This is a genomic window from Cupriavidus sp. 96C5-1 (genome assembly GCF_057798855.1).
The window spans coordinates 152,357-175,155 of the sequence record NZ_JBYOJU010000005.1 but is presented as its reverse complement, the minus strand read 5'-3'; the positions used below and the strand labels follow the sequence as shown (position 1 = coordinate 175,155).

25 protein-coding genes and 2 pseudogenes are annotated in these 22,799 nt (G+C 62.6%); all 27 read right to left on the bottom strand.

Going from position 1 to position 22,799, the window contains the following annotated elements:
* Positions 1–12 precede the first annotated feature (12 nt).
* The 27 genes and pseudogenes from AC3FOF_RS09265 to AC3FOF_RS09135 all read right to left on the bottom strand — a co-directional run bounded on the left by AC3FOF_RS09265 (position 13) and on the right by AC3FOF_RS09135 (position 22,781).
* Positions 13–492, bottom strand: a complete 480-nt coding sequence (locus AC3FOF_RS09265; protein ID WP_488726422.1) for a glycoside hydrolase family 24 protein — start codon at positions 490–492, stop codon at positions 13–15.
* Complete coding sequence (locus AC3FOF_RS09260; RefSeq protein WP_488726421.1) at positions 485–796, bottom strand: hypothetical protein; 312 nt, start codon at positions 794–796, stop codon at positions 485–487. Before AC3FOF_RS09260 ends, AC3FOF_RS09265 begins: the two co-directional genes overlap by 8 nt.
* 159 nt (positions 797–955) lie before the next feature.
* Positions 956–1,126, bottom strand: a complete 171-nt coding sequence (locus AC3FOF_RS09255) for a hypothetical protein (RefSeq protein WP_488726420.1) — start codon at positions 1,124–1,126, stop codon at positions 956–958.
* Positions 1,123–1,509, bottom strand: coding sequence for a hypothetical protein (locus AC3FOF_RS09250; protein ID WP_488726419.1), 387 nt, complete (start codon positions 1,507–1,509; stop codon positions 1,123–1,125). The genes AC3FOF_RS09255 and AC3FOF_RS09250 overlap by 4 nt, the downstream gene beginning before the upstream one ends.
* Before the next feature lie 3 nt (positions 1,510–1,512).
* Positions 1,513–2,367, bottom strand: a pseudogene (locus tag AC3FOF_RS09245) (DUF1983 domain-containing protein); the annotation flags it as partial.
* Positions 2,368–4,074: 1,707 nt separating this feature from the next.
* A pseudogene (locus AC3FOF_RS09240) lies at positions 4,075–6,612 on the bottom strand (TipJ family phage tail tip protein); the annotation flags it as partial.
* A 63-nt stretch (positions 6,613–6,675) separates the two neighbouring features.
* Positions 6,676–7,281, bottom strand: coding sequence for a tail assembly protein (locus AC3FOF_RS09235; RefSeq protein WP_488726418.1), 606 nt, complete (start codon positions 7,279–7,281; stop codon positions 6,676–6,678).
* Complete coding sequence (locus AC3FOF_RS09230) at positions 7,278–7,982, bottom strand: C40 family peptidase (protein WP_488726417.1); 705 nt, start codon at positions 7,980–7,982, stop codon at positions 7,278–7,280. The genes AC3FOF_RS09235 and AC3FOF_RS09230 overlap by 4 nt, the downstream gene beginning before the upstream one ends.
* Positions 7,979–8,311, bottom strand: coding sequence for a hypothetical protein (locus tag AC3FOF_RS09225; protein ID WP_488726416.1), 333 nt, complete (start codon positions 8,309–8,311; stop codon positions 7,979–7,981). Before AC3FOF_RS09225 ends, AC3FOF_RS09230 begins: the two co-directional genes overlap by 4 nt.
* Positions 8,308–9,492, bottom strand: coding sequence for a phage head spike fiber domain-containing protein (locus tag AC3FOF_RS09220; RefSeq protein WP_488726415.1), 1,185 nt, complete (start codon positions 9,490–9,492; stop codon positions 8,308–8,310). Before AC3FOF_RS09220 ends, AC3FOF_RS09225 begins: the two co-directional genes overlap by 4 nt.
* A complete protein-coding gene (locus AC3FOF_RS09215; RefSeq protein ID WP_488726414.1) occupies positions 9,492–9,704 on the bottom strand; it encodes a hypothetical protein in 213 nt (70 codons plus the stop codon). The genes AC3FOF_RS09220 and AC3FOF_RS09215 overlap by 1 nt, the downstream gene beginning before the upstream one ends.
* Positions 9,701–9,967, bottom strand: a complete 267-nt coding sequence (locus AC3FOF_RS09210) for a spike base protein, RCAP_Rcc01079 family (protein WP_488726413.1) — start codon at positions 9,965–9,967, stop codon at positions 9,701–9,703. Before AC3FOF_RS09210 ends, AC3FOF_RS09215 begins: the two co-directional genes overlap by 4 nt.
* A gap of 62 nt (positions 9,968–10,029) precedes the next feature.
* Positions 10,030–10,794, bottom strand: coding sequence for a phage minor tail protein L (locus tag AC3FOF_RS09205; protein ID WP_488726412.1), 765 nt, complete (start codon positions 10,792–10,794; stop codon positions 10,030–10,032).
* 11 nt (positions 10,795–10,805) lie between these two features.
* A complete protein-coding gene (locus AC3FOF_RS09200; protein ID WP_488726411.1) occupies positions 10,806–11,144 on the bottom strand; it encodes a phage tail protein in 339 nt (112 codons plus the stop codon).
* A complete protein-coding gene (locus AC3FOF_RS09195) occupies positions 11,145–14,078 on the bottom strand; it encodes a phage tail tape measure protein (protein WP_488726410.1) in 2,934 nt (977 codons plus the stop codon).
* Entirely contained in the window at positions 14,068–14,508 is a 441-nt protein-coding gene (locus AC3FOF_RS09190) for an HK97-gp10 family putative phage morphogenesis protein (protein ID WP_488726409.1), read from the bottom strand. The genes AC3FOF_RS09195 and AC3FOF_RS09190 overlap by 11 nt, the downstream gene beginning before the upstream one ends.
* A 2-nt stretch (positions 14,509–14,510) precedes the next feature.
* The gene (locus AC3FOF_RS09185; RefSeq protein ID WP_488726475.1) at positions 14,511–14,783 is read right to left on the bottom strand and encodes a phage tail assembly protein T; all 273 of its coding nucleotides are present in this window, start codon (positions 14,781–14,783) and stop codon (positions 14,511–14,513) included.
* A 17-nt stretch (positions 14,784–14,800) separates the two neighbouring features.
* Entirely contained in the window at positions 14,801–15,205 is a 405-nt protein-coding gene (locus AC3FOF_RS09180; RefSeq protein ID WP_488726408.1) for a hypothetical protein, read from the bottom strand.
* Between the two features lies 1 nt (position 15,206).
* Positions 15,207–15,848: a phage tail tube protein gene (locus AC3FOF_RS09175; protein WP_488726407.1), complete on the bottom strand. Its 642-nt coding sequence runs from the start codon at positions 15,846–15,848 to the stop codon at positions 15,207–15,209.
* 69 nt (positions 15,849–15,917) lie between these two features.
* Positions 15,918–16,319: a DUF3168 domain-containing protein gene (locus AC3FOF_RS09170; RefSeq protein WP_488726406.1), complete on the bottom strand. Its 402-nt coding sequence runs from the start codon at positions 16,317–16,319 to the stop codon at positions 15,918–15,920.
* The gene (locus tag AC3FOF_RS09165; RefSeq protein WP_488726405.1) at positions 16,312–16,635 is read right to left on the bottom strand and encodes a phage head closure protein; all 324 of its coding nucleotides are present in this window, start codon (positions 16,633–16,635) and stop codon (positions 16,312–16,314) included. The genes AC3FOF_RS09170 and AC3FOF_RS09165 overlap by 8 nt, the downstream gene beginning before the upstream one ends.
* A gap of 1 nt (position 16,636) precedes the next feature.
* A complete protein-coding gene (locus AC3FOF_RS09160; RefSeq protein ID WP_488726404.1) occupies positions 16,637–17,200 on the bottom strand; it encodes a head-tail connector protein in 564 nt (187 codons plus the stop codon).
* Between the two features lie 3 nt (positions 17,201–17,203).
* Complete coding sequence (locus tag AC3FOF_RS09155) at positions 17,204–17,704, bottom strand: hypothetical protein (RefSeq protein ID WP_488726403.1); 501 nt, start codon at positions 17,702–17,704, stop codon at positions 17,204–17,206.
* 65 nt (positions 17,705–17,769) lie between these two features.
* A complete protein-coding gene (locus AC3FOF_RS09150) occupies positions 17,770–19,029 on the bottom strand; it encodes a phage major capsid protein (protein WP_488726402.1) in 1,260 nt (419 codons plus the stop codon).
* Positions 19,030–19,097: 68 nt separating this feature from the next.
* Complete coding sequence (locus tag AC3FOF_RS09145) at positions 19,098–19,874, bottom strand: head maturation protease, ClpP-related (RefSeq protein WP_488726401.1); 777 nt, start codon at positions 19,872–19,874, stop codon at positions 19,098–19,100.
* The gene (locus AC3FOF_RS09140) at positions 19,840–21,147 is read right to left on the bottom strand and encodes a phage portal protein (protein WP_488726400.1); all 1,308 of its coding nucleotides are present in this window, start codon (positions 21,145–21,147) and stop codon (positions 19,840–19,842) included. Before AC3FOF_RS09140 ends, AC3FOF_RS09145 begins: the two co-directional genes overlap by 35 nt.
* A complete protein-coding gene (locus AC3FOF_RS09135) occupies positions 21,144–22,781 on the bottom strand; it encodes a terminase large subunit (RefSeq protein WP_488726399.1) in 1,638 nt (545 codons plus the stop codon). The genes AC3FOF_RS09140 and AC3FOF_RS09135 overlap by 4 nt, the downstream gene beginning before the upstream one ends.
* Positions 22,782–22,799: the final 18 nt, after the last annotated feature.

Below are 22,799 nucleotides of genomic sequence, written 5' to 3'. Positions count from 1 at the left end.
CTGGCGGCAAGCTCATGCGAGCACCCCGCCGGCCTTCACGTAGACATCGCGCAGGTAACCCATGGAATGCTCGTTCTGGCCATAGCCAGCACCAGGCAGGCTGGCCCAGATATTCCGCACCCTCGAAACAGCCTCATCAAAGCGGCCGGCGGCGATCAGCGGCAATGCCAGGCGCTCGCGGATCTGCTGCACGGCAATGCGGTCCTGCGATGCCGGGCTAAAGTCTCGCAGGCCCAACAGTTTCCGGTAGGGGTCATACCAGCGCGCCAGCAGCTGGTACCGGCCGGCGGCCGTCGATGCGAGGCCCGGCCGGATCTGGATCAGCCGCCGTGGGTGGTCCGCATAGCTGCTGAACAGCATCGGCGCCGCCGGCGTGCTGCCCACCAGGACGTTGTACCCGTTGTCGGACTTGGCCAGCAGCGCGCGGCCCAGCTCGGACACGGCAAGGGTGTCCAGAAAGGCCCTGATGTTCGGGGTATCGATGTCAGCCATGCTTGCCTCCCGCTACGGCGTCACGCACGTCCTCGGCCACCTCGGCCAGATCCTTGCCACTCCGCTTCTTGATGAAATTGAACAGCCAGAGCACCACCGCCCAGCCGGGCAGGCCGCACGAGAAATAGACCCCGCCCAGGGCCATAGCGCCGTGGAGATTGCCTGTCCAGCCGTGTAGGCCGAAGTGCTGGATCACCGCTGCGCCGCCGCACAGGCTGGCTACCACCGTTGCGATGATCGCCACCGCTAGCTCTCGCCGAGTACGCGGCGGCGTCATCACCATCACTACGATCGTTGCAAGCACAGTGGCACCTCCTGCGACGGCGGCCGGCCCGGATGCAGCCGCGCCAGCGGCCCATGCTGCGGCGCTGCCGCTGATTGGTTCGGACATACTTGTAATCCCTGAAATAGAAAAAGCCGCCCGGAGGCGGCTGTATTAAGCGAGTTGCGGCACCCAGCCGCATCAGGATTTCGGGTAGCGCTCCTTCACTTCGCCGAGGCGATCATGGAACCCATCAACCTTTGGCAGCAGGCCCGCCTCCATGGCGTGCCAGAGCGCATCCAGCTGCTCCTCGATGGGCGGATAGGCATCCCGCCGCAGCGGCACGTAGTCCGGTGTATGGACGATTTTCATGGGCAGGTCACCTCAAACGTTGCGTCGCGTGCCGGCCACGCTTCGACTACCACCGCGTAGGTCTTGGGCTGCGTGAATGCAAGCTCGGCCACCTCGTCGGTACAGTCATAGCGCGCGCCGTCGATGACGATGACGCACGGCGCCGGCAGATCACGCAGCGTCATGCCATCCAGGCGCGCAGGATTGGCCGGGCGCGGTGTGGCGACGCCATTGGGCACATAGTTGGTGGCGGCATCATGCCAGCCGGCAATCAACCCGCTCCCTTCCGTGCGCGCCAAATCCCACACCTCGGGCTGCATTGCCGCAAGCGTGATCACCCTTCCAGTTTCCACTTCATACAGGGTGCATTTGCGTGCGTCGTCAATGTGCAGGCTATCTATCATCGATTACCTCTTGAACCAAAGTGCAAAAACGTCTCTTACTGCTGAAATATTCGAACTACACCGGAGGCTGTAGCTGCCAGCGCCCAAGGTTACAGCGCGAACAGCATATGGAACTTCGGAAGTCCATGAGCCGGTTTGGACGACAACTCCATCACCACTGTTAAGCAGTTCAAGAGAGCCTTGAGCGGGAATGCCACTGCCGCCGAAAAGCACGATGCAGTCATACTGTAGTGAGAAATAAAGGCGGTTCCAGGTTGTGACGCTTCCCGCGTAGGCGGAATCGCTCACGGCGCGGCCGACGATTCTGTCCGTATAGATGGTGTTAGCCCGGACGCTAGACGCCTCGATGTCTCCTCGCGCGTACAGGTTGCCGGCGTTGTCGACGCGGAAGTTCGGGAAGATGAAGCCGCAGTCACCCCAACTCGACATCCAGAATCGCGAGTTGCCGCCGAGGATCTCGAACCAGGACGAGCCATCCTCCCCGCGAGAGAAGGCCCACCCTTGCTTGCCGTCACCCCACCATTTTCCGTAGGCGCCGACAAAGCTTCCGATCTTCAGATTCGTCACGGAACCGTTGACGATCTTGGCCTCGCCGATAGAGGCGTCCTGCATGAACGCGGAGTTCATGAACACCTGACCGCCCTGGATGACGAACGGTGTTGACACTACGCCGTTGGCCACATTCAACAGCGCGAAGCGATCCGCCTGGAACAGGATCTGCGACTGCGTGACCCCGGTCTCGTTGCCAATCCCGATGGCCATGCCGGCACCGTAATACTTGCCGTCCTGAGTGACACCGACCTTGATGGAATACGCCGCGGAGATCTTGCCATCCAAGGCCACTAGCGCAGTCGCGTTGGTCTGGATCGCAGCCGAGTTTGAGGCCAGTGCAGCTTCCGAAGTGTACGGGGTGGCCGGGAGTCCGCCTTGCTCGACTTTGACCTGCCGGCAGCCCACCGCAGTGGCGCCGGAGACTCCCTCGTAGACGAAACGCGCAAGAGCCTTCACGGCTCCGCTGGGCGCTACTGTCGAAACAGCGTGCACCTTTCGGTTTGAGCCGTCGTTTGTGTAATCATGCGTGGCATATAGGAGGTTGTTGGGGCCGTCCAAAAGCAGCTTGTTGGATGCATCGTAGAACTGCAGGTCGAAGCTGACCTGGCCGGCAGCCGCGTAGAGGACGGAATCTCCCGAGACCGTATAAGTCTGGCCCGCGTAGACACCAAACATGTCAGTCCAGATCGTGCCGGTACCGTTGACAACCGCTTGCGCAACCCTGCCCCAAGGTCCGTCATAGGCGATCCACTCCCCAGTGCCATTCCACCCGACGAAGCCATTCTCGAACCCGCCATTCTTCAGCAGGTTGGGTCGTGTTGCTACGCTGGCGGAGACGGTATCAACCCGCTGGCCGAGCGCGTGATCTGCGTCGGCCCGAGCCGATTGCTCGGACTGGATCACCGCATTCAGCGCGCTTCGATCAGTGTTGGCAGTTGCGACAACGGTGTCGATGCGCTGGCTGAGCGCCCCGTCTGCGGAAGCCCGGGCCGTATGCTCGGACTGGATTGCCGCATTCAGCGCGCTTCGATCAGTGCTGGCGGTTGCGACAACGGTGTCGATGCGCTGGCCGAGGGACGAATCGGCATCTGCCCTGGCTGTCTGCTCGGATCGCACCGCGGAAAATACGCTCACCGCGGCTGCTTCGGTCGAGTAAGGTGTTGCGGGCAGCCCGCCTTGCTCAACCTTGACGTAGCGGCAGCCTATAACTTCGACGCCGACGATGTCCTCGTAGACGAAGCGGGCCAACGCTTGTGCTGCACCAGCGGGGGCCACAGCGGAGACGGCGTGCATGCTGCGTCGGCTGGCGGTATTGGAGAAGTCGTGTCGAGTCGCAATCGAATTTCTCGGCCCGTTGAGCAGCTGAGCGCCGGCCCCATCATAGAAAATGATGTCGAAGCTCACCTTTCCAGACGTTGCGAACATGAGGGAATCCCCGGCCACCGTGTAGGTTTGCCCAGCGTACACAGGGAATTTTTCCGAATACAGGCTACCGGTGCCATTGATTGACGCCGTCGCAACTCGACCCCACCCGGAGTCATTTGCGCTCCAGCCGGCGGCATCGGCGCCCCATCCAACCAAGCCGTTCTCGAAGCCCCCGTTCTTCAACAGGTTCGGCCGCGTCTGGACAGTCGCGACGACTGTGTCAATGCGGGTGCCCAAGGCCGCATCGGCGTTGGCCCGCGCGGTCTGCTCAGCAGTGACGGAGGCATTCAGCGCGCTTAGGTCCGAACTGGCTGTCGCGGCAACCGTGTCGATTCTCCTGCTAAGCGCCCCATCTGCGTTTGCCCTGGCCATCGCCTCACCGCTAATGGCGGCAGCATTTTCTTGCGTGCTGGCCGTTACGGTGTCGATACGGTGGCCGAGCGATTCGTCCGCCTCTTGACGACTGGTTTGCTCGCTGCTCACTGCAGCCTGGCGCTCGCGCGCTTCCTGTAGCAGCGCTGTTGCGCGCGCTTGCACTTCGCTGGCGAGGCCCTGCGTCACCTCCACCACCGAGGTACTAATACCGTCGATACTTTTGATCGGCCTGAGCAGATCCTCGGCCAACTGCGTCTCCGTGATCTGCCCCTTGATGTAATCAAGGATCTCGGTTGCCTGCGCGCTGCTTTGACCCGAAACGCCGGCCCCGGTGGGAAACCAGGCGCCGATGTTGCCGCTGCGGTCCACCAGGCGCGCCCAGAAATAGAACTGCGCTCCGGCCGCCAGCCCCATCATCGCGTGCGTGGTCTGCGGGAAGGCAAAGTCTGCCAGCTTGATGGCGCTGGCGCGGTCCGCGGTTCGGCTGTACCAGATCTCGGTGCGCTCGACATCCAGCGGCCCTGCGGGGAATCCCCAGTCCAGGCGGATCCCGAACACCAAGCCGGTGCCAACCAGCACCCCCACGGTCGGCGGTGGCGTGGTTTTCCCCTGCAGGCGTGTTTCCATCGAGTAGGCTGGGATCGATGCCACACCGAGCGCATTGATCGCCAGCACGCGCGCCACATAGGCGCCGGCATAGATGCCCCTGACCTCCACACTGAGTGATCCGGTCCGAGAGACGCGCACCCACTCGCTATTGTCGCGGCGCCACTCCACCTCGTAGGCGATGGCCTTCTCGGCGGCACCCCAGCGGATAGCCATCGTCGTGGTGGCGATGCCCTGGTCAATCACGGAGTAGGCATCGAGCTCAACGTTGGTTGGCTTCGGCTGCACTGACGGAGGGATCACCGTCACCGGCCGCGCCTCAATGCGCGTGCCGTTGTCGATGCTGCCAAACTTCCCGGGCTCGTGATGCAGCGCCGTGATCTCGCAGGTCAGCCCATCGGACTCGGCAACCGAAAGGATGCGGAAGAGCTGCGTCTTGAGTGTCGCGCTCTCCACCGCCCAGACCGCCTCCGGCCGGATTGCCTCCGACCAGTCCAACGATACCGTGATCGCGTCGCCGGCCACACCGGAAATGGTCCTGGTCTGCGCCGCCCCCGCAGGCAGAATCACGGTGAGAGTATCGCCGACCGCCACCTGATCGGCCTTGTCCAATGTCACGGTACGGCCGTTGGCCGAACGCACGCGCCCACCAACGCGCCGGCCGGCGCGCGCGGGGTCGGCCACACGAATCAGGCTGCCTGGTGCCACCAGGGCGGCATCCATGCCCACCTTGAACGTGACGGTTTCCGTTTCCAGCCGGCTGGTCAGCAGAATCCACTGCCCGGTGCGATGCGCCTGCCCCTGCGAAGTGCACCCGAACGCCGTCGTCTCAACCTGCTGCACGCCATATCGTGCAATGCCGTCTTGGTCTTCGACGTATTCGACCTTGGCGCGATAGGCATCAGCCGGATCGTTCCAGGACACCAGCGCCACCGTCTTGCGTGCCTTGAGAGCGCTGCCGGCGTACGAGAACTTGCCATCCACCACGTTGGCCGCGGTGAATGTGTACAGGGGATCTGCCGGCATGTCGGCCACGGCCACCACGTTGCCAGCCGCCCAGTAGGCCATTCCCCGAAAGATCGACGACAGGTCCTGCAACACCTTATAGGCATCCGTCCGCGTCTGCAGGTAGCAGTTGCAGGTAAAGCGCGGCTCCTGCCCCCCCTTGCCGTCCGGCACCATCTGGTCGCAGTATTGCCCGATCTGGTACAGCGACCACTTGTCGACCATCGCCGCGTTGATGCGGTTGCCAAGGCCGTAGCGAGCATGAAGCACCAGGTCGTAGAAGATCCACGCCGGGTTGTCGGTCCAGGCAGACTTGAATGTGCCGTCCCAGTTGCCAATGTAGTTTCGCGTGGCCGGGTCATAGTTGCTGGGCACGCGGATGATGCGGCCATACCAGTCGAACGACCGCGCCGGCACGCTGCTGAATTGCCGCGCGTCGACGCTGAGCCCCACCAAGGCGCTATTCGGGTAACGCAGCTTGGCATCGATCACCTCGGTGATCGAGTCCACCATCGTGGTATCAGCGATCGTGCTGCTGTTCGCGTTGGGCGTGATGCGGCGGACCCGGACGCTCCAGCCTACCTTCGCACGTGGCAGATCTACGCGGTGACTGCGTTCGTATTTGCGGGTCTGCTTCCCATCGAACGCAGCGGCAAGCACCTGCTGGTAGGCGCCGCCATCGGTGGCCAGGTCAATCGCATACTCAACCTTGTATCCGCCGATGTCCCCATTGCTGGTGTTGGCCTTTGACAGCGACGGCACCGAAAGCCGAATACGAACGGCAGACAGCTGCGTATTGGTCACCGCGCGCACCCAAGGCGCCGCCGATGTGAGGGTCACGCCAACAGCAACCTCATTGTCCACAGACGGGAAGCCGGGAATATGGTCCTGGTCCTGGGTACCTACTCGATAATCAACCGACACGCCAGCGAAGTTCTGCGAGCCGTCCGCGTTGACCAGCGGCGTGCCATTCAGGAAGAGGCTCCGCAGGCCGTTCGCCGGGCCTCGAACTTCGCCCTCCGAGATCAGATCAAGAACACGAGCGTAGGCGATGGAGTGAAGGCTGTCGGGGCTCTCTGTAGGGGTGCTGCCACCACCACCACCCTTGCCTCCCCCGCCGTATCCAATGATGTTATGCATGTTGCTCACGTAAAAAAGCTCCGCACTGGGGCGGGGCTGTGCCTGGAATGTAAGTGCGGGCATCTACGCTTGGTCCTCCGCATAGATGCCCGCCGAAATCACTGCACTGCCGACGATCATGCGGCCGTACAGCAACGGCACTGGATTTCCCTGGGCCGTGGTGTTGACTGGCCCGTTGAAGTTGTAGCTGGCGCCGTTGTCGGGGCCGTCCTTCGCGGATAGCCCTTTTTGCTGCGGAGACAGCATCTGCACCACGCCGCCGAGCGCCAGGGAAGCACCAAGCATGGCCGTCGTCCCGACCCATCCGCTGGTCGTGAACGCCGACACCAAGCCACCGCTATAGACCGTCGCCACCGCGATCAGCGCGACGCCGAGAATCGTCTGAAAGAGGCCTGCTCGCTTGGCTCCGTGCAGCACCGGTGCGATCCGAATATCATCCCGCCCGGGCGGCAGATGGAGCTCGTCGGCCCTTGCATTTCGCTTGCCGACGAAGACCGCATAAGCGACCCCGCGATCCTTGCTTGAGCAGAGTTCCTGCTGAAAGCCGGGCAGCAGCACCGAAAGAGCACGGACGGCTTCCGCCGCGCTCGACACGACCAAGCGATGCACACGACCGAACTGCGTTCCAAGCTTGCCATAGAGCCGAATCGTCCTAAGTTTCTCGCTCATCCTCGATACCTCAACACGCAGCGCGTGATCTCCTGCCAGTAGCCGCCATACACATCCCGCGACGACAGCCGGCCATGGAGGTGGTGCAGCATCAGCCCATCGCCCAGGTACACGCCGGCGTGGTTCGGCACCGGCGCGCGCAGCTGCATCAGGATCACGTCGCCGGCCTGCTCCGGCTGGTCCTGCGACACAGCGACAAAGCCGGCCTCGGCGTAGTGCTGCAGGTACAGGTCCTCACCATGCTTCCACCAGTCGTCCCGCCGGGGGAAGTCAGGCAACGTGATACCGCGCTCGCGCTGATACCAATCGCGTACCAGGGTGTAGCAGTCCAGCACGCCATGAGCGAACTCGCGGCCTACCAGCGGCGCTTGGTAGCCGCTGGGCTCGATGGTGCGCAGGTCGTCCCCCGGCCACGACAGGATGTGCCATGGCAGGCCAGAGGCCTCGCAGCTGACCAGGTCAGCCTCGCTCGGCGCGGCCGGCGCATCCGGGTGGCTGTGGACCACCGCCACCACCTCACCCAGATCCTCGGCCGCGGCGTAGTCCTCCGCCGGCAGGATGAAGTGCTCCGTGCCGGCGGCGGCATTCCTGCAGGGCACATACCGCTCCCGCCCCTTGGCCACCACCACCAGCCCGCAGGCCTCGCGCGGGTAGTCCGCAGCCGCATGGACTCGGATCGCCTCCAGCGTGGCCCCGTTCATGCCCACACCCGATATGGCGTCACAGGCCCGGGCTCCTCCAGCATATCGCCCAGCGCCGTCACCTCGCCGGTAGACAGCGGGCGATCCAGTCGCAGGTTCACGTGCCAGCCCGGTATTGGCGTTGGCGCGGTGATTGTGTTGCCGTCGGCATCCCACTCACCACCCTGGTAGATCGTGCCAATGGTGGAAATGTTGACGCCATCGACCGGCACGCGCCGCAACTGGCCGTCCTCGCCGAGAGTATCGACCGTCAGGCCGGCCGCCAATAGCGCGGCGCGCGTGGAATCGCGGTCAACCCCGCGCAGGTAATAGTCGTGGAAGGTGTTCATAGTGCGGTCAGGGCCTGGAGATCAGCGCTTTGAACTTGGCGCGGGATGGTACGCAGGTAACGGAAAGTCGAATTGAGCTGCAGTGCGTTGCTGATGTGCCCGATCGTGAGCCGATTTACCACGGGCAGCGCATCCACCGCAGCCGTTTTCACTTCCCCGCCGTTCGCGCACACGCTGACCGAGCCCGGCCCATAGGTGATAGCGCATCGATAGCGCTGCCCCGCTGCCGGCAGCGACCTCAAGTTGAACCCCGCTTTCGTGACACCACCAACCTGCGCGCCGATCACCAGCCCATCGCCTTGCAGATAGCAGTAATAGCGAGTTGTGCTATCCCCGTTATCCACCTGCATGATGGCGCGCGGCACCGATAGATTTGCCGGCATAAAGACTTCCGCGACAATCGTGCCTTCAGCCTGGTTGAAGCTGATTTTGCTCAGATCGCTGATCGTCGCAATGTCTGCCGCACGAGTAACCTGCGTTGCGGCGGTGACAATCGCGGAACTTGGGTTAAGACCTAGCTCAATTTGGTTATGTGCGATTAGCACACCGGACGTACCATCGCCGGTCACAACCGAAACGGTGGTGCTGTTGGAGACAAGATTTACATAGGTGGCGCTAGCCCCACCAAACACCGCTTGCCCTGCTGCATAGCAAAGAAACCAGCCATCCCCAAGGTCAATCATCCCCTTTGCTTTAAGAACTCCAGTGCCGTTTGCATAATCGACCATCGTTCGGTTTACAAGATCGAAGCGTACGCCGAGATTATCGCCATTCACACCATAAAGCCAAATGCAATTAAATCCGTTAGCTTTTGCTATTACGGACATGCACACGTCAGTGTTGCTTGGGACCATCCCGCCCCTACTAACGTAATGGGTCGAGTTTGCTGCATCTGGAACAATATTTTGTGCATTAATTCCGGATATTTTCCCGACACCGGCATTTGCAACAGAAACCGCCGCCTTGTTCCAGATACCGTTACTTAGATCCGAAGACTGCGTAACAAGATTTGCCGAAGCACTTTCAACCAACATCCCACGCGGAGTGCTGGCAATCGGATCAAAAGCCAGAGATGGGACATTAATGCCATCTTGCACATAAAGGCCAGCGCTACCCATCTTGTAACGGGAACTTGCTCGCGCGAATGCAGCAATTTGATCTAGTGGTTTCTGAACTAGCATTATCCCTTCACCTTGAAAATCCCAATAAGCCCATATGGCCAGGCCGGGTCATCGACCCATATGCGGTACATGTCGGCAGCGAAATCGAGTTGCAGCGTCGTCTCGTTGACAGCGCCGAAATCGAGCAGCAGCGTGCCCTCCGACAGATCCTCAGCGTCGTATCGGCCGGCGCGCCGGGTGCCGACCAGCGATAGCCCAAGCCCGAGCCTCATAGGCCCACCAGGTCGAATGCGGTGGTGCCGGCCAGATTCACGCGCTTGGCGCGGATAGGAAGCGTCTCGCCGGCCTGGCAGTTCTTGAACGTGACCGGAACGCCGTCCGGGCGCACAGCAACTACGTCACCGGCGGTGCCGACGCGGATGCTGTTCGCCACCTCCGCAAAGTCGTTCGTGTCGCTCGGCGTGATCGCAAAATAGGCGTCCGATGGCGCCGTGATGGTCTTCGCCATATTGGCGAAGCGGTCGGCTGCTGGCATGTCATCCCCCAGAAAAGAAGAAGCCGCCCGGAGGCGGCCTGGTCGAAAGAATGCGGCGCGGCTCAGCTGCGCAGCAGGTCTGCCGCTGGAAACGATCCGAACGGCAACGGATTGTTGGCCCCGAAGCGGCACTTACACGAAGACAGGCGCCCACCGCAGCGGTCGAGCGTTGGATCCCCGACCGGGGCATCGTTCCGGTCGAAATATGCGGAGCCGGTGTATCCACAGTTCGGCCCGCGGTACCCACCGATGCTGAGCCACATGCACACATTCGCGACGATCTGCCGGCGCGGCAGCTGCTCGCCGTTGAAATCCAGGGCGCTCGCCAGCTCGAACGTCACCACCTCATTCGTCTCGCTGGTCTTCTGCTCGATGTACCAGAGTTCCGTAGGCAGCGCCTCGGTGGAATCCGCGCTCGGGTTGCCATCCCACACCATGTAAGTCTGGGTCCCAAAATCCAGTGTGAGCGTCGGACCATCGTTCGGCCCCGCCGGAAAATTCCGCGAATCCAGGTACTGGCCCAGCGTCCGGTGGCGCAGGACCTTCGCCCCAACCATGTCAGCCAGGTGCAAGCACAGCGCCGTGACAGAGCCGTCCACGTTGCCAACGGAAAGCGATGGCACGGGCTGCTGGCCGTTGCCGGTCCGCGAGAAGCCCTCGGCCTGGATCGGCCAGCCGGAGTACTCCTTTCCCTGCCACCAGATGGCTCCCACTTGGGTGTAGCCATGGAAGCGCAGCACGTCACCGCCCAGCGTCGTCGCATCCAGCTCGAAAAGCTCAACCAGCGCGCCGGGCTCAAGCCCTTGAATATCGGCCGTAATGTTCATACTCTGTTCGCTTACGGCCGGAAGGCCTGTTCGAAGGTTGCTGAGAGGGAATAGACGGCGCCTTCCACATGCCCCGACGTGTAGCTGACCACCTTGTACAGGCCCTGCGCGCCGAGCGGCGGGGTCCAATAGAAGGACTTCGCGCCGGCATTCCTGTCCAGAAAATCAACAATTGCCTGGATCTTTGCCTTGGAGCCGTTGAAGGACAGCGGCCACGACTGAACCTTGTTGTTGATGCCGTCGGCAACCGTTTGCTTGTAGCCGTCGCCAAACTGCGCGCCGCGCACGCGCAGCGTCGTCTGGCCCTGCGCGCCGATGCGCGGTGCCCAGGTGAAAGTTTCAGTCGCCATCTATGCCTGCCCGTTCCTGGCCTGCCAAAGCAAGCCACCCTGGCGTGATTCGCGCGCAATGACATCGCGCACCAGGCCATTGATCATGTCGCCGAACTGCTTAGCCGACGACGCTGGCCCGCCCTCGGTCTTCGACTTCGACGTTCCATCGCCCATGAAGATCTGCGTTTCAACATGGACTGCGCCCCCGCTGCCGGCTGGCGTAACTGCTTGATTTGCGGCGGAATTGCTCGAAGATGTGGGTACGAACGGTGCCGGCACAGAGCCACCAACGTAGCCGCCGGCGGCAAACTTGGCGGGAGCAGCGCCGCCGTTGATCGCCTCCAGCAATGCCCTGTGCTTGGATGTCGCCGCTGCATTCACGACGTACTCGCCATTCGAGAGCCAGGCCGGGATGCTGTCGCTGGTCGAAGTGCCCGGGCCAGAGATAAAGCCGCCATCCGCCTTGTAGAAGATCCCGGTGGTCCGCGCCCCTCCGAAGGCACCGGATACGCCATCGATGGAGCCGTTGAAGTTCGTAGCGGAGTTTGCAAACATGCTCACCGTGCTGATGCCCATCTGGAGCAGCCCGGAGATCTGCGCACGCGCCTGGATGCGGATCAGATCCGCAATAATCGACTTAGCCATATCCCCGAAGCGAAGCTGGCCTGTCATGGCGAAACTGGTGATCCCATCCTCCATGCCCTTGAACATGCTTGTGAATGCGCCGCTGGCCTGCGCCATCATGTTGCGCGACGACTCCACGTAGTTGGCCACCGATTCGGTCGCGCCGTTGGTCCAGTCCGCCTGCTTCGCCTTCAGGGTCTCGTAATAGTCGTTGTAGTCCTGCAGCGACTGCTGCAGCTGCTCCTGGATCTGGGTCTTCTCTGCCAGGTACTTCTCGGAGCCAAGCTGGCTCTTCGGCGTGCCCTTCTCCAGCTGCCACTGCAGCTTTTCATATTCCCTGTAGATCGACTTGACCGCCTCGGCGTTCTTCTGGGCGTCCGCACCCATACCGATGGCATCCAGTCGGCGCGCCTGCTGCTCGCGCTGGCTCTGCTGGTAGTTGGCGATCTGCGCGTTGATCTGCGCCGAGCGTTCGTCGAGCTTGTTTCCCTCCTCCTTCATCTGCAGCGCGCGCTCGTTGGCGACGTTCTCGGCCAGCTGCTGCTTGATGCGATCCTGAGAGGCGAGCAAGCTCTTCTGCTCGGCCGTCAAGATGGACTTGCCTTTGATGTCCGCGATCTTCTGCAGGAACTCGGCTTGCTGCTTTTCTGCAGCCGTCAGCTTGTCGCTGGAGTCAAGCGCCGCCCGAGTCGCTGCATCCTGATCGCGCAGCTGCTGGATGAAGCGCGCGGCGGCGTCATCCTGGTACGCCTTCGGCTTCGGGCCGGCCTTTTCCTTGTACTTGTCGTTGATACCCGCGACGATGTTGTCATAGGCAGTCTTGGCACCAGGCGAATCCGGGTTGGATGCGATCAGCGCCTCGTACTTACGCTTGGCCTCGGCCAGTTCCTTCTGCTTGGCATAAGCCTTGTCGTACTGCGTGCGCTGGCCATCCATCCAATCCTTGGCCGCGATGCCAGCAGCGTTGCGCTGCGCATCTGCGCTTTTCTTGTCCGCCGCCGCCTGCTCGTCGATCACCGCGGTGTTGTACTTCTTGATCAGATCAAGATTGGCGGCCAGCGCCTTTTCGAGCTGGACCGTGTTGTAGCCCTTTGCCTTAGCCTCGGCGAGTTCCTTCTCCTGCTGCGCCATCGTCTTCTGGAGATCGATCAGGCGCTCGCTGTTCGTGGCCTCCTTGCCGATGCTCATCAGCGCACGACCGACCCCCTCAATGGTCTTGCGCCAACCCTCATAGGCCATAGTAATGAGCCCGACCTTGTCCTTGCCTTCGCCACCGAGGTGGTTATGCAGGGCCTTGGCCGTTTCATGCATGGCCTGCTGGGCCTTCCCCTCATCCTCCAGCTTCTTGATGTGCTCGTACTGCGCTTCCGTGAGGAAGTGGTATTGCCGGTTGTGCTCGGCAGCCCACTTGGCAACGCCGTCACTCATCTTGATGAAGTCCGCCGCGACTGCGCTGGCATCCTCCCCGCTGCGCCTGGCCATTTCCAGCGTGGCCCGCGTGAAGTCTTCCAGCGCCGCCTGACCAACCCGACCACTGGCGACGAAGCCCGTTAGCACCTCCTGGGCCCGGCCGACCTCGCCACGCGCCGCGCCGATATTGCCCGCCAGACTCCCGACCTGGGCCTGCGTAACACCGGCGTAATTGCCGGTCAGCTGAATCGCCTTGTTCAGCTTGTCCGCCTCCTGCGCCCCTTGATAGTACGCATAGGCCAGCACCGCGCCCGCAGCGGCAGTGAGAGTGAATGGTGTGACTAAGCCGGCAATGTAGGTGCCCAGGGCTCGCACCGCAGGGACGACACCACCAAACATGTCTTTCAGCTGCCCGCCCTGCTGCGTGAGGATCAGCAGCGGGCTCTGGCCACCGGCCAACTGCGTCACGATGTCAGTCATCTGCGCCGGCACCATGCGCATCGCCGCGGCGGTCGCCTTGGCCGACATGCCAACGCTGTTGAGCGCCGCCTCCGACGCCTTCGAGCCGGTGACGAGAGATGCGCCAGCCGATTGGGCTGAACGCAGCGTATTGACGTAGGACTCAACTGCGCCACTCACACCCAGCAACGCCGCCCGCTCCTCCATGAGCTGCGCCCTGGACTTGCCAACGGCTTCGGCCTGCCGCGCCACATTGCGGATGTAGCTCGCGATCTGGCGCTCGGAGGCCTGACTTCCACTCGCCCGTGCTTCGGCTACCGCAGCCAGGATTGCCTGCTCACGCCGAGCCGCACTCTCTTGAGCCGCCAGGAACGCCGCCGCACTGCGCTTCGCCCGCTCCACGCCGGCCACGTAGCCGCTACTGTCCGTTGTGATGCGAACGATTGTTTCATTTGACACTGGCCGCCTCCTTGACTTTCTCCTGAATCACCGCGTCGATGGCCTCCTCAATCTCTCGTCGGCGCGCGTCAAAAGCCGGCCGCAGAAACGGATCTGCCGGCATCTTCGACGTACCGTGCTCGACAAAGCGGCCATAGAAGGCATCCTTCGACCAGGTCACGATGTAGGAGGCACTACGACCAGGCACGGATGACTTCTCGTCATAGGCGATCAGGATGTGGTCGCGCAGGAACCCCGGGTAATGCTTCTTGCCCTTGCGCTCATAGGCCTTCACGCCCACCGGCGCGCGCCGCTTGGCCTCCGCGAAGACCACGCGCGCGCCCGCTACTGCGGCCTGGCGTAGTGTTGACTCGCTCGCCACCTCACCAAGGTTGCGCAGCGTAGCCGTAAGCGCATCTGGGTTCTGAACACTGAATGAGCGTGTTGCCATCGCTACTCCCTCCTTGGAAACAGCATCGATTCGAGCAACCTCGAATGCTCCTCCGGATCGGCCAATAGAATCGGCTCCGCTGCCGTCTCAGCCTGGTGATATTTGCTCCAGGTGATGAAATCCAGCAGCCCGAACGATTCCTTGCGCTTCTTCGGGTCACGATTGATGTTGGCCAGCATGGAAGTGATCGCGCCCGCGCGGAGGTCGTCGTAGTGGCCGCCCCACGGCTCCATCTCGTAGAACGCCATCCATTCGGTGAACTCCGCGCTGTCGATCTCGGCCTGCGCCTGCCTTACTGACTTTCCGAGGGCAAGGGCGAGTCGGAACCAGAAACGCCGCTCGGGGCGGCTTCGGAGTTTTTTCCGGCTTGCTCCACGGCATTCATGGCCATGCCGTTGATGCGCATGGCCACCCCACCCAGCCGATCCAGCACGTCCTGATTCTTCTCGCGCAGCGCCTCGATGTCCCCCTCACTGAAGACTGTCCGCCCCACCTCGTCAACGATGGTCAGCACCAGCAGCAGCGCCTGAGACTCACTCACGGGCTTCGGCCCGGCGCCCTGCAGATCAAGGAAACGGTCGCGCAATCGACCAGACATGACGGCAACGCGCACGGTGCCGCCCCACTCGCTTACCAACACGTCTTCGGTCTTGATGTCGGCCGAAGCCAGGATCTGTTCTTTCGAGAGAATATTCATGTTATGCATCCACCACGTCGCCACTGATACGGAGGTTGACGCCGGTGGCCTTCACCAGCGCATCGACCGCTCCTTCGAGCGGGCTATTCTTTACGGTGCCGCTGAACGTCTTCGTCTTGTTGTTGGGCAGCGTGAGTCTGAAGGACCTCTGAATGGAAGCTCGCTTTGCAGCGTCGAGCGCCAACTGCCCAGGATCGGCAAAATCCTTGTTCACATCGAACGAGAAATTTCCCCAATCCTGAAGGCCAGGCAGATTCTCCTTTGCAGTGGAATCGAAATCGGTTGTGTCGATCTCGCCGGCTTGACCGTCGAAGCCCTTGAAGGATGTGACACCCTTGATCTTGACCCAGCTCAGCGGCGTTGCGTTGCCGGCCGCGGTGATGGTCTTGCCAGTGGTGTTGATGTCCACGGCGATGGTATTGGCCGTCACGTTCTTGGCGACGGCCGTTTGCCCGCTCAGCAGGGCCGCGTCGGCGCCAGCCAGGTTGGCCAGGGTCACCACATCGCCATTGGACATGCCGTGGGCAGCCATGGTGAGAATGGTTGGAAAGCCGAGCGCGATGGCCGTGATGGCCTTTGCCGCGCTGGCCGTGCTGGAGATTTCCAGCTTCGTGCCCTGCGCGCTAATTGCAGTACTTCCCATTTCTGTCCTCGCAATTGAAAAACCCCGCAGCGCGGGGTGTTGTAAATATGACCGCAGCCCACAGGCGGATCACGGGTAAAACCAGACGCTGAAGTCCTGCCGCGAGCCGCGCAGCTTTGTGTCGGGCTCGTAGACACTGACAGGCGCCCCGATTGGCACGGTCTGAGGGACGTCCAACGTCCACGTCATTGCCTCCATGGAGAGCGTTGCCGACTGCATCACGGTCAACGCCCCTCGTACCCGGCCCATGATCTCCGTGCACTCGCCCCGCCGATCCGCCCAGACCGTGACCTGCATCCGCGCGTTCTGGAGATCGCTCTGGCCATCCAATGAATTGGCATCCTGCCCGCCGGCTGCCTGGTAGGTGATATAGGGCCGCGCCGCCCCATCCGGGGCGACATCCGGATAGACCCGGTCGGCTAGGATCCCGCGCAGCGCGGCGTAGACAATCGACTCCGCCGACTCAGCCATTGGAAGCCCCCGTTTGGCATACCAGATCCATATGCCCACGACGCCCACCAGGCAGCACCGCCTTGATTTCGTAGATGGTTGCACCATGCACCACCCGCATTGCAGCAGTAATGCCCCTGCGAAACCGAATCCGGATGCTTGCCTGCACGACCGATACATTGGCGTCAGCCTTGATTGTCTCAAGGCCACTTTTATGGAGGATGCTCGCCCAGGCCCGCGTTACATCCACCCAAGCGGGTACCACCTCCCCAAGCTTGTCCCGCTCCCCGCCAAGGCGCTGGATCTTCACCCGCTTGTCTAGCTTTCCGAAATCCATGTCATAGCCCCACGACGCGATATCGGTTGATTAACCCGGAAGTGAACTCGGATGGCACGACGAACGTTTGTCCCTGGGTGACGCCCTGCGGATGCTCATATAGCGTGCCGACCTGCAGCAGCATCCATGAGACGAGTGAGCGAGGCACAGCGCTCACCGCAGGAAACGCACCGCAGCGGAACCGTACGCGCACCCCCGTTCCATCCGGGATCTCCCCGGCCAGGACCAGGTACGCCCCACCCTCAACCTGGCAGGCCTCGCGCGGCATCGTTTGGTCGACGCCGGCCGCATCGCGATAGGCGACACTATCCACGGCTGTAACGTCATGCCACAGCCTTATCCGTCGCTCAAGCCGATCCACCCTGACCTCGCATAGCTGAGGGAGGAGTGGTCGCATCAACTCCCCCTCCAGCATCTCGCGGGCCGAGACGATGGCATCCTGTATCTCCGCATCGATTTGAGCGGCAATCGTCAAGTCCTCGTCGTCGGGGTCGAGCTTCAGGTGCCCTTTGGCCCGCTCCAGGGTGATCGCCTCCTGCGCCGGCGGATCGATGACGACGCGCATGGCTTACAGGCCCTTCGCGTAGGCCACGGCCGCCGGATGCGTGTCGAGTTCGCCGCCGGCGGCGCTGGCCTCGTCTTCCGTGACGGTCACCACCTGGTTGGGCTTGCCGAAACGGCCCTCCACCAGAACGCGCGCCTGTACGCGCTTGACCACTGCCACCGGAACGATTTCAGAAGCCGCCGGCACGGCGTTGGTCTTTTTGATGGCCCCCTGCAGCTCGGCCAGCGCCGACTTCGCCGGCCCCGTATCGACACGCAGCACCACCGTCATGTCGCCAGACGCTGGCGCCGAAGTGGGCACCTGGTCGGCCCCGGCCTGACCAGCCGCGCCGCCAGCAATACCCTCTGCCGAATCACCACCGATATTGCCGCCGGAGTCCGACGCTGCCCCGTCGCCCACCGCAGCGGGCTGCATGGCGATACCCGCCTGGTCCCCCACCCATTCAGCACCGCTCAATGCGGCCTCCAGCTTCGCGGTGGCCGCCGCCTGATTCTGCTTCGCCATATGGCTCTCCTATGTAGAAGGGACTGCCCAGCAGCCCCTGTAATCTGCAAAGAATCCGGGCCGGGTTAGGCCGCGGGGTTCTGGTAGAGCTTCACCGCACCGCCCACGTCGACCAGGTTGCCGCCCTGGCGATTGAAGGCGACGAAGCCAACCTGCCCGTTGAGGGTGTAGGCCGAGTCATTCATGCGGAACAGGGTCAGATCCATGACCTCCCGGACCATGTACTTGGAGTAGTCGCCAAATGCGATCGATTTGGCATTGGCCGCCATCTGCGGCATGGCCTGATCCACCTGGACCGGACGGTTGAGCAGCCGGTCCGGCGCGCCGCTCGGATTGCCCTGCTCGTAACCCGGCACAAAGATCGGACGGCCATTCGCGTCTTTGACCTTCCGCACGGCCTTCAGCGACTGGTCATGCATCAGCCAACCCACCCTGGCGCTGCTGCGATAGATCGGATCTACGCTGTGCTCCAGATCCACCAGGTCGTCATAGGAAACCGAGGCAATAGCACCGGTGGCGCCGATCTTCCCGACAGTGGCCGTAGTAATCAGCCCGGCGGGCTGAGTGGTGCCGTTGCCGATCACGTAGTGCTTGTTGGTAATACGGCCCAAGCGCGTCGCCAGCAGCGCCCGGACATACAGTTCGATATCGAACATGCTGTCTTGGATCAGCTCGAACGGCACAGCAATGGACTTGGAACTGTATTTATAGACCTTCAACACCAGATTGTTGAAGGTCGTGTCTGCTGCACTGGCCTTGGCGTTCTGACCCAGGATTTCACCTTCTTCCGAAGTTGCGTCCGCCGCCGGGAAATTCATGTCCGCACCGGTACTGGTCTGGATCACGGTGGCCAGGTTGCGCAGGCCACCATAGGCTTTCATTGCCTCCGTCAGCTGGCGGAAGTATTCGGTAGCCACGGTATAGCCCCCCTCGGCAGGGGTCGTGGTCGACATCGCGTTTTGGGGCAAATCCACCGGGCGGCGCGCGTTGGCGCGCTGGGCATCCTCCGGCGTAAGCGCGGACAACCCACCGGAGAGGTAGGCGCGGAAGGCCCGAGACTCCTCGTTATGCGCGCCCGGCGTGCGAATGGAGGCATCGATCAAGCCATCCGGGCGGCCCGCAGCGGCTTCCTCGCCCAGCTTGGCCAGATAATCCTCATTGCGCTTGATCTCCGCATTGACGCGATCGATTTCGGCCATGCCGGTGTCGTACTCGGTCTGATGCGCCGCCGTCCACTTCTCGCCCGTGTTGTTGGCCATCAGGGCGTTGATGTTCTTGGCGAGGGCGTCGCGGCGCTCCCGCAATGCTTGAATGCTCTGCTTCATGGATTCTCCAGGTGTAGAAAAGAAAAAAGCCGCCCGGGAGGGGCGGCTTGGGCCGACGCGGGAGCGCGTCAGATTCGTTGGGCCAGCGCCAGCTGCCGGCGCATGGCCGAAAAGTCCGGCACCGGCGCAGCCTGCGGTGGCGCAGCGGCCGGCGCGGGCACGGTCTTGGGGTCGGCCGGCGGCGGCTCTGTTCTTGCGGCGTCCGGCGCGTTGGCGAACGCCCGCAGGTTCCAGGCGCAGGCCTGCGCGCTGGTCTTGGCGGTCGCATCCGCCTTACGGTCCGCAAATCCCTTGGCAACCGCCTCGTCGGCACTGAGCCAGGTCTCCGCATCCATCCAGGCCGCGATGTCTTCCGCCGACTGGCCCGTGCGCTGCGCATAGGTGTTGACCAGCGTGGCATCGATCTTGTCGAGCAGATCCGCCTCCGACCGCAGGTCGTTGGCATTGCCCCACAGCGCCGTCCACGCCTTGTGGATCATCACGAAGCCGCCATCGGAGATCTCGATCTCGTCGGCCGCCATGATCAGGAAGCTGGCCGCGCTCGCCGCTAGACCATCGACATGGACAATCACCTTGGCGGCATGGCCGCGCAGCGCTGCTTCCATCGCCCGCGCAGCAAACACATCGCCGCCCGGCGAGTTGACGCGCAACCGGATCGTGCTGGCTGTGATGCCAGCGAGTTCCTTGACGAAGGCGGTAGCGGACACGCCGCCCCACCAGTCATCGCTGACGATCACGTCATAGAGGTAGACCGTCACCTCATCGGCTGCACTGGCCACCACGTTGAAAGCGCGCGTCGCGGCCCGGTTGTCATTGAGGAGCTGGAGGATTTTGTTTCGGCGCATCGCCCTTTCCTTCGTTAAATACGTCGCCCGCCTTTTCTGGCGGCAAGTTGAAGAGTCGCCGGGTCTCGGTACGCGTCGCCCAGCCAACCTCACCGGCGCGCCCGAAGGCGATCCGTGCAGCATCCATTCGCGTTTTCAGGTCGCCCTGCTCGAGCGCCTCGGTGTTGTACTCGACGTACCGCTCGCGCCCGCCGCGGTAGACCTTGCGATTGAATTCCTTCGCAATCTTCACCAGGTGACGGGACATCGTGTACTGGATGAAGGCGATGCTCATCTGCTCCACGCCACTGCCCCAGCCGGTTGTTTTATCGGTGTAGCCAATCATGAACGGCGGCACACCGAACACGCGTGCGGTGTCTTCGACAGACAGATTCAGAAGCTCCAGCATTTGTGCATCCTGCGGCGTGATACTGATCTGCTTGATGTCCATGCCACCGGTCAGAATTACCGGCGCGCCGTCCTTGCCGCCCTGCCCGGAGTACCGCTCCAGCCATTGCTTCCGCAGGTGGTCAATATCCCCGGGCTCCAACTTCTTCGCTTCCCGGTTTTGCGTGAGCACCAGGTCCGGGCGCATGTTGTCGAGCATGGATTCGGCCTGCTCTCCGCCGGCGGTAGCCAGCGACACCGACCGCCGCAAGACATGCCGGATCTGCGACATGCCGCGGCGGCCATCGAAACCCGGGCCAGGCACATGGATCATGTCGTCCTGATCGACAACCTCCACGGTGCCATCCTCGTTGTAGAGGTAGTACAGCAGCCGCTGCTTGTCCTGTGTCGGCTGCGGATCTACCTGTAGCGCATGGTAGGGCTGCAGCGTAGCGATGTTCGGGGAGTACCGACTCTGACGGCGGATCCGCATAAACAGGTCACCATGCAGCAAGAGCGACTGCGCACCGAACTCCCACGCTACCGGTGCCGACCAGCGTGGATGCATTTCTTCATTGAGCATCCACCACAGATCACCCCGGTCCACTTCCCGGCTGGTGCCCACGCGACGATAAGTTTCCAGGTTCAGCGAGGCCAGCGCCCCGCCAATGAGCGACACGCATGCGTAGACGGCACCGATGCTCATGGCCGAGCGCTCGCTGACTACCCGGCCTGGACCACGCAGCCCGCCGGTGAGCCAGCCATAGGCATCTGTGCCAGGACGGATATCCGCTATCGGCACCTTCGACGACGCCTGCGCCCGCTCAGCCTGGCGCTGCTCGCGCCAGGCGTTGAGCACGACCGAGCCATGCTGCCGGACGCGCTCTTCGTTATACCAGTGGGTCATAGCACGATGATTCCCGATTCAGCCTTGGTTGGTTCGATTGCCACAGCACGGCTGAGCGCCATGACGGTGGCCACACCGGGATCGATGCGGCCGCGGCCCTTGGATTTCTTCTTGTCTGGGCGGAAGTTGCCGTTGGTGTCGTACAGCAGTGCGATGTTGGTGACAGCCCAACGCAGCACGGGATTGCCACCGTGCCGCAGCTTCTTGCCGTAGATCAGTTCCTCGAAGCGGCGCGCGCCCGGGTACATCCCCTGCGTGTTCTGCGGCACCTTGACCATGGGCAAGCCCTCGGCCATCAGCTCGCCCACCAGCTGAGCTGCGTTCCATTCGTCAAAGCCGACTTCCACCAGGTCGAACATCTGGCGCGCCGCCTTGATGCGCGCCTTCACCGGCGCATAGTCGGTGATCGTGCCCTCGGTTGCTTCCAACCAGCCATCCTTCTCCCAGCGGTCATACCTCGCCCGCTCGTCTTTGGCATCGGCCTGCATGTCGACCTTCTCCTGCGGGCACCAGGTCCATACCAGCACATGCCACTCGCCATTTGGATCGTCGTCCGCCGGCGGAAAGACCAGGGAGAACGCGGTCAAATCCTGTGTGGCCGACAGATCCAGGCCGCCGTAGCAGCGCCGGCCCGCCAGTACCGCGATATCGAAGGGCTTGCCACCTTTGTCCCAGACCTGCGGGCTGATCCAGCCATCGGCCGAGTTCACCCAGACGTTCAAGTCCTTGGTGAGAAAGTTGGCGAGCGCGCTGGGCAGGAATGCCGCCTTGCGCGCCATGGTGCGCATGTATTCAAGGCGCTTGGAGCGCCCCAGGCCGGGATTGGCCTTGTACCAGTTGCGCTCCTCGAATGGGTCGTCGCCTTCGTCCAGGGTGTAGATGTAGCCGAAGAACGTATCGTCGGAGCGCTCGCCCTTCAGCACCTCGATCAGGTAGCGCCGCACCTCGGTGCAGATACCGTCCAAGATGAAGCCGGCGGTGGTGATCGCCGATAGCAGCGGCTGGGTGCGCGCACCGAGCGCGGTCTCCATCACGTCCCACACGTCTGGCGTCTTCTGCGCGTGCAGCTCGTCAAACAGGATAGCCGACGGATTCAGGCCGTCCAGCGACTCCGCATTGGCCGGCAGCGGCTTGAAGACCGACGTGTCGAAGGAGATCTTTTCGAGATTGGCGCCCTCGTGAATCTTGAAGGAGCGCTTCACGCCTGGTGACTTTCGCGCCCAGCTGCGGAAGTTATCGAAGGCCGGGCGAAACACCGACATGGCCTGCTCACGCGTGGTAGCCACCGCATATACTTCGGCGCCGATTTCCCCATCCATCATGAACAGGTATGCGCCCTGCGGCCCCTTCCAGGTGCTCTTGCCGTTCTTGCGCGCCACCTCTTCGTAGCCGCGGGTGAATCGCCGGATGCCCTCGTCGGTCTTCCAGCCGTACAGCACTGCGGTCCAGAACTTCTGCCACGGATCCAGCAGGATCGGCTGACGCGCCAGTGGCCCCTTGATGTGGACGAAGAACTTTTCAATGAAGTGGATGACATGCCATCCAGCATCTGGCTCGAAATGCAGCCCGCGCTTGTGGCCGTCCTGCAGATCCCGGTAGTGCCGCTCCACCGCCAGGTAGACGTACTCGCCCACCACCACCTCGCCGCGCAG

Coding starts and splice junctions, on each gene's coding strand:
- AC3FOF_RS09205 (WP_488726412.1), bottom strand. CDS start 10,794: ATGAACATTACGGCCGATATTCAAGGGCTTGAGCCCGGCGCGCTGGTT.
- AC3FOF_RS09220 (WP_488726415.1), bottom strand. CDS start 9,492: ATGCTAGTTCAGAAACCACTAGATCAAATTGCTGCATTCGCGCGAGCA.
- AC3FOF_RS09165 (WP_488726405.1), bottom strand. CDS start 16,635: ATGGATTTCGGAAAGCTAGACAAGCGGGTGAAGATCCAGCGCCTTGGC.
- AC3FOF_RS09265 (WP_488726422.1), bottom strand. CDS start 492: ATGGCTGACATCGATACCCCGAACATCAGGGCCTTTCTGGACACCCTT.
- AC3FOF_RS09150 (WP_488726402.1), bottom strand. CDS start 19,029: ATGAAGCAGAGCATTCAAGCATTGCGGGAGCGCCGCGACGCCCTCGCC.
- AC3FOF_RS09160 (WP_488726404.1), bottom strand. CDS start 17,200: ATGCGCGTCGTCATCGATCCGCCGGCGCAGGAGGCGATCACCCTGGAG.
- AC3FOF_RS09145 (WP_488726401.1), bottom strand. CDS start 19,874: ATGCGCCGAAACAAAATCCTCCAGCTCCTCAATGACAACCGGGCCGCG.
- AC3FOF_RS09175 (WP_488726407.1), bottom strand. CDS start 15,848: ATGGGAAGTACTGCAATTAGCGCGCAGGGCACGAAGCTGGAAATCTCC.
- AC3FOF_RS09235 (WP_488726418.1), bottom strand. CDS start 7,281: ATGAGCGAGAAACTTAGGACGATTCGGCTCTATGGCAAGCTTGGAACG.
- AC3FOF_RS09180 (WP_488726408.1), bottom strand. CDS start 15,205: ATGAATATTCTCTCGAAAGAACAGATCCTGGCTTCGGCCGACATCAAG.
- AC3FOF_RS09225 (WP_488726416.1), bottom strand. CDS start 8,311: ATGAACACCTTCCACGACTATTACCTGCGCGGGGTTGACCGCGATTCC.
- AC3FOF_RS09170 (WP_488726406.1), bottom strand. CDS start 16,319: ATGGCTGAGTCGGCGGAGTCGATTGTCTACGCCGCGCTGCGCGGGATC.
- AC3FOF_RS09200 (WP_488726411.1), bottom strand. CDS start 11,144: ATGGCGACTGAAACTTTCACCTGGGCACCGCGCATCGGCGCGCAGGGC.
- AC3FOF_RS09155 (WP_488726403.1), bottom strand. CDS start 17,704: ATGGCGAAGCAGAATCAGGCGGCGGCCACCGCGAAGCTGGAGGCCGCA.
- AC3FOF_RS09255 (WP_488726420.1), bottom strand. CDS start 1,126: ATGAAAATCGTCCATACACCGGACTACGTGCCGCTGCGGCGGGATGCC.
- AC3FOF_RS09140 (WP_488726400.1), bottom strand. CDS start 21,147: ATGACCCACTGGTATAACGAAGAGCGCGTCCGGCAGCATGGCTCGGTC.
- AC3FOF_RS09210 (WP_488726413.1), bottom strand. CDS start 9,967: ATGCCAGCAGCCGACCGCTTCGCCAATATGGCGAAGACCATCACGGCG.
- AC3FOF_RS09250 (WP_488726419.1), bottom strand. CDS start 1,509: ATGATAGATAGCCTGCACATTGACGACGCACGCAAATGCACCCTGTAT.
- AC3FOF_RS09215 (WP_488726414.1), bottom strand. CDS start 9,704: ATGAGGCTCGGGCTTGGGCTATCGCTGGTCGGCACCCGGCGCGCCGGC.
- AC3FOF_RS09190 (WP_488726409.1), bottom strand. CDS start 14,508: ATGGCAACACGCTCATTCAGTGTTCAGAACCCAGATGCGCTTACGGCT.
- AC3FOF_RS09230 (WP_488726417.1), bottom strand. CDS start 7,982: ATGAACGGGGCCACGCTGGAGGCGATCCGAGTCCATGCGGCTGCGGAC.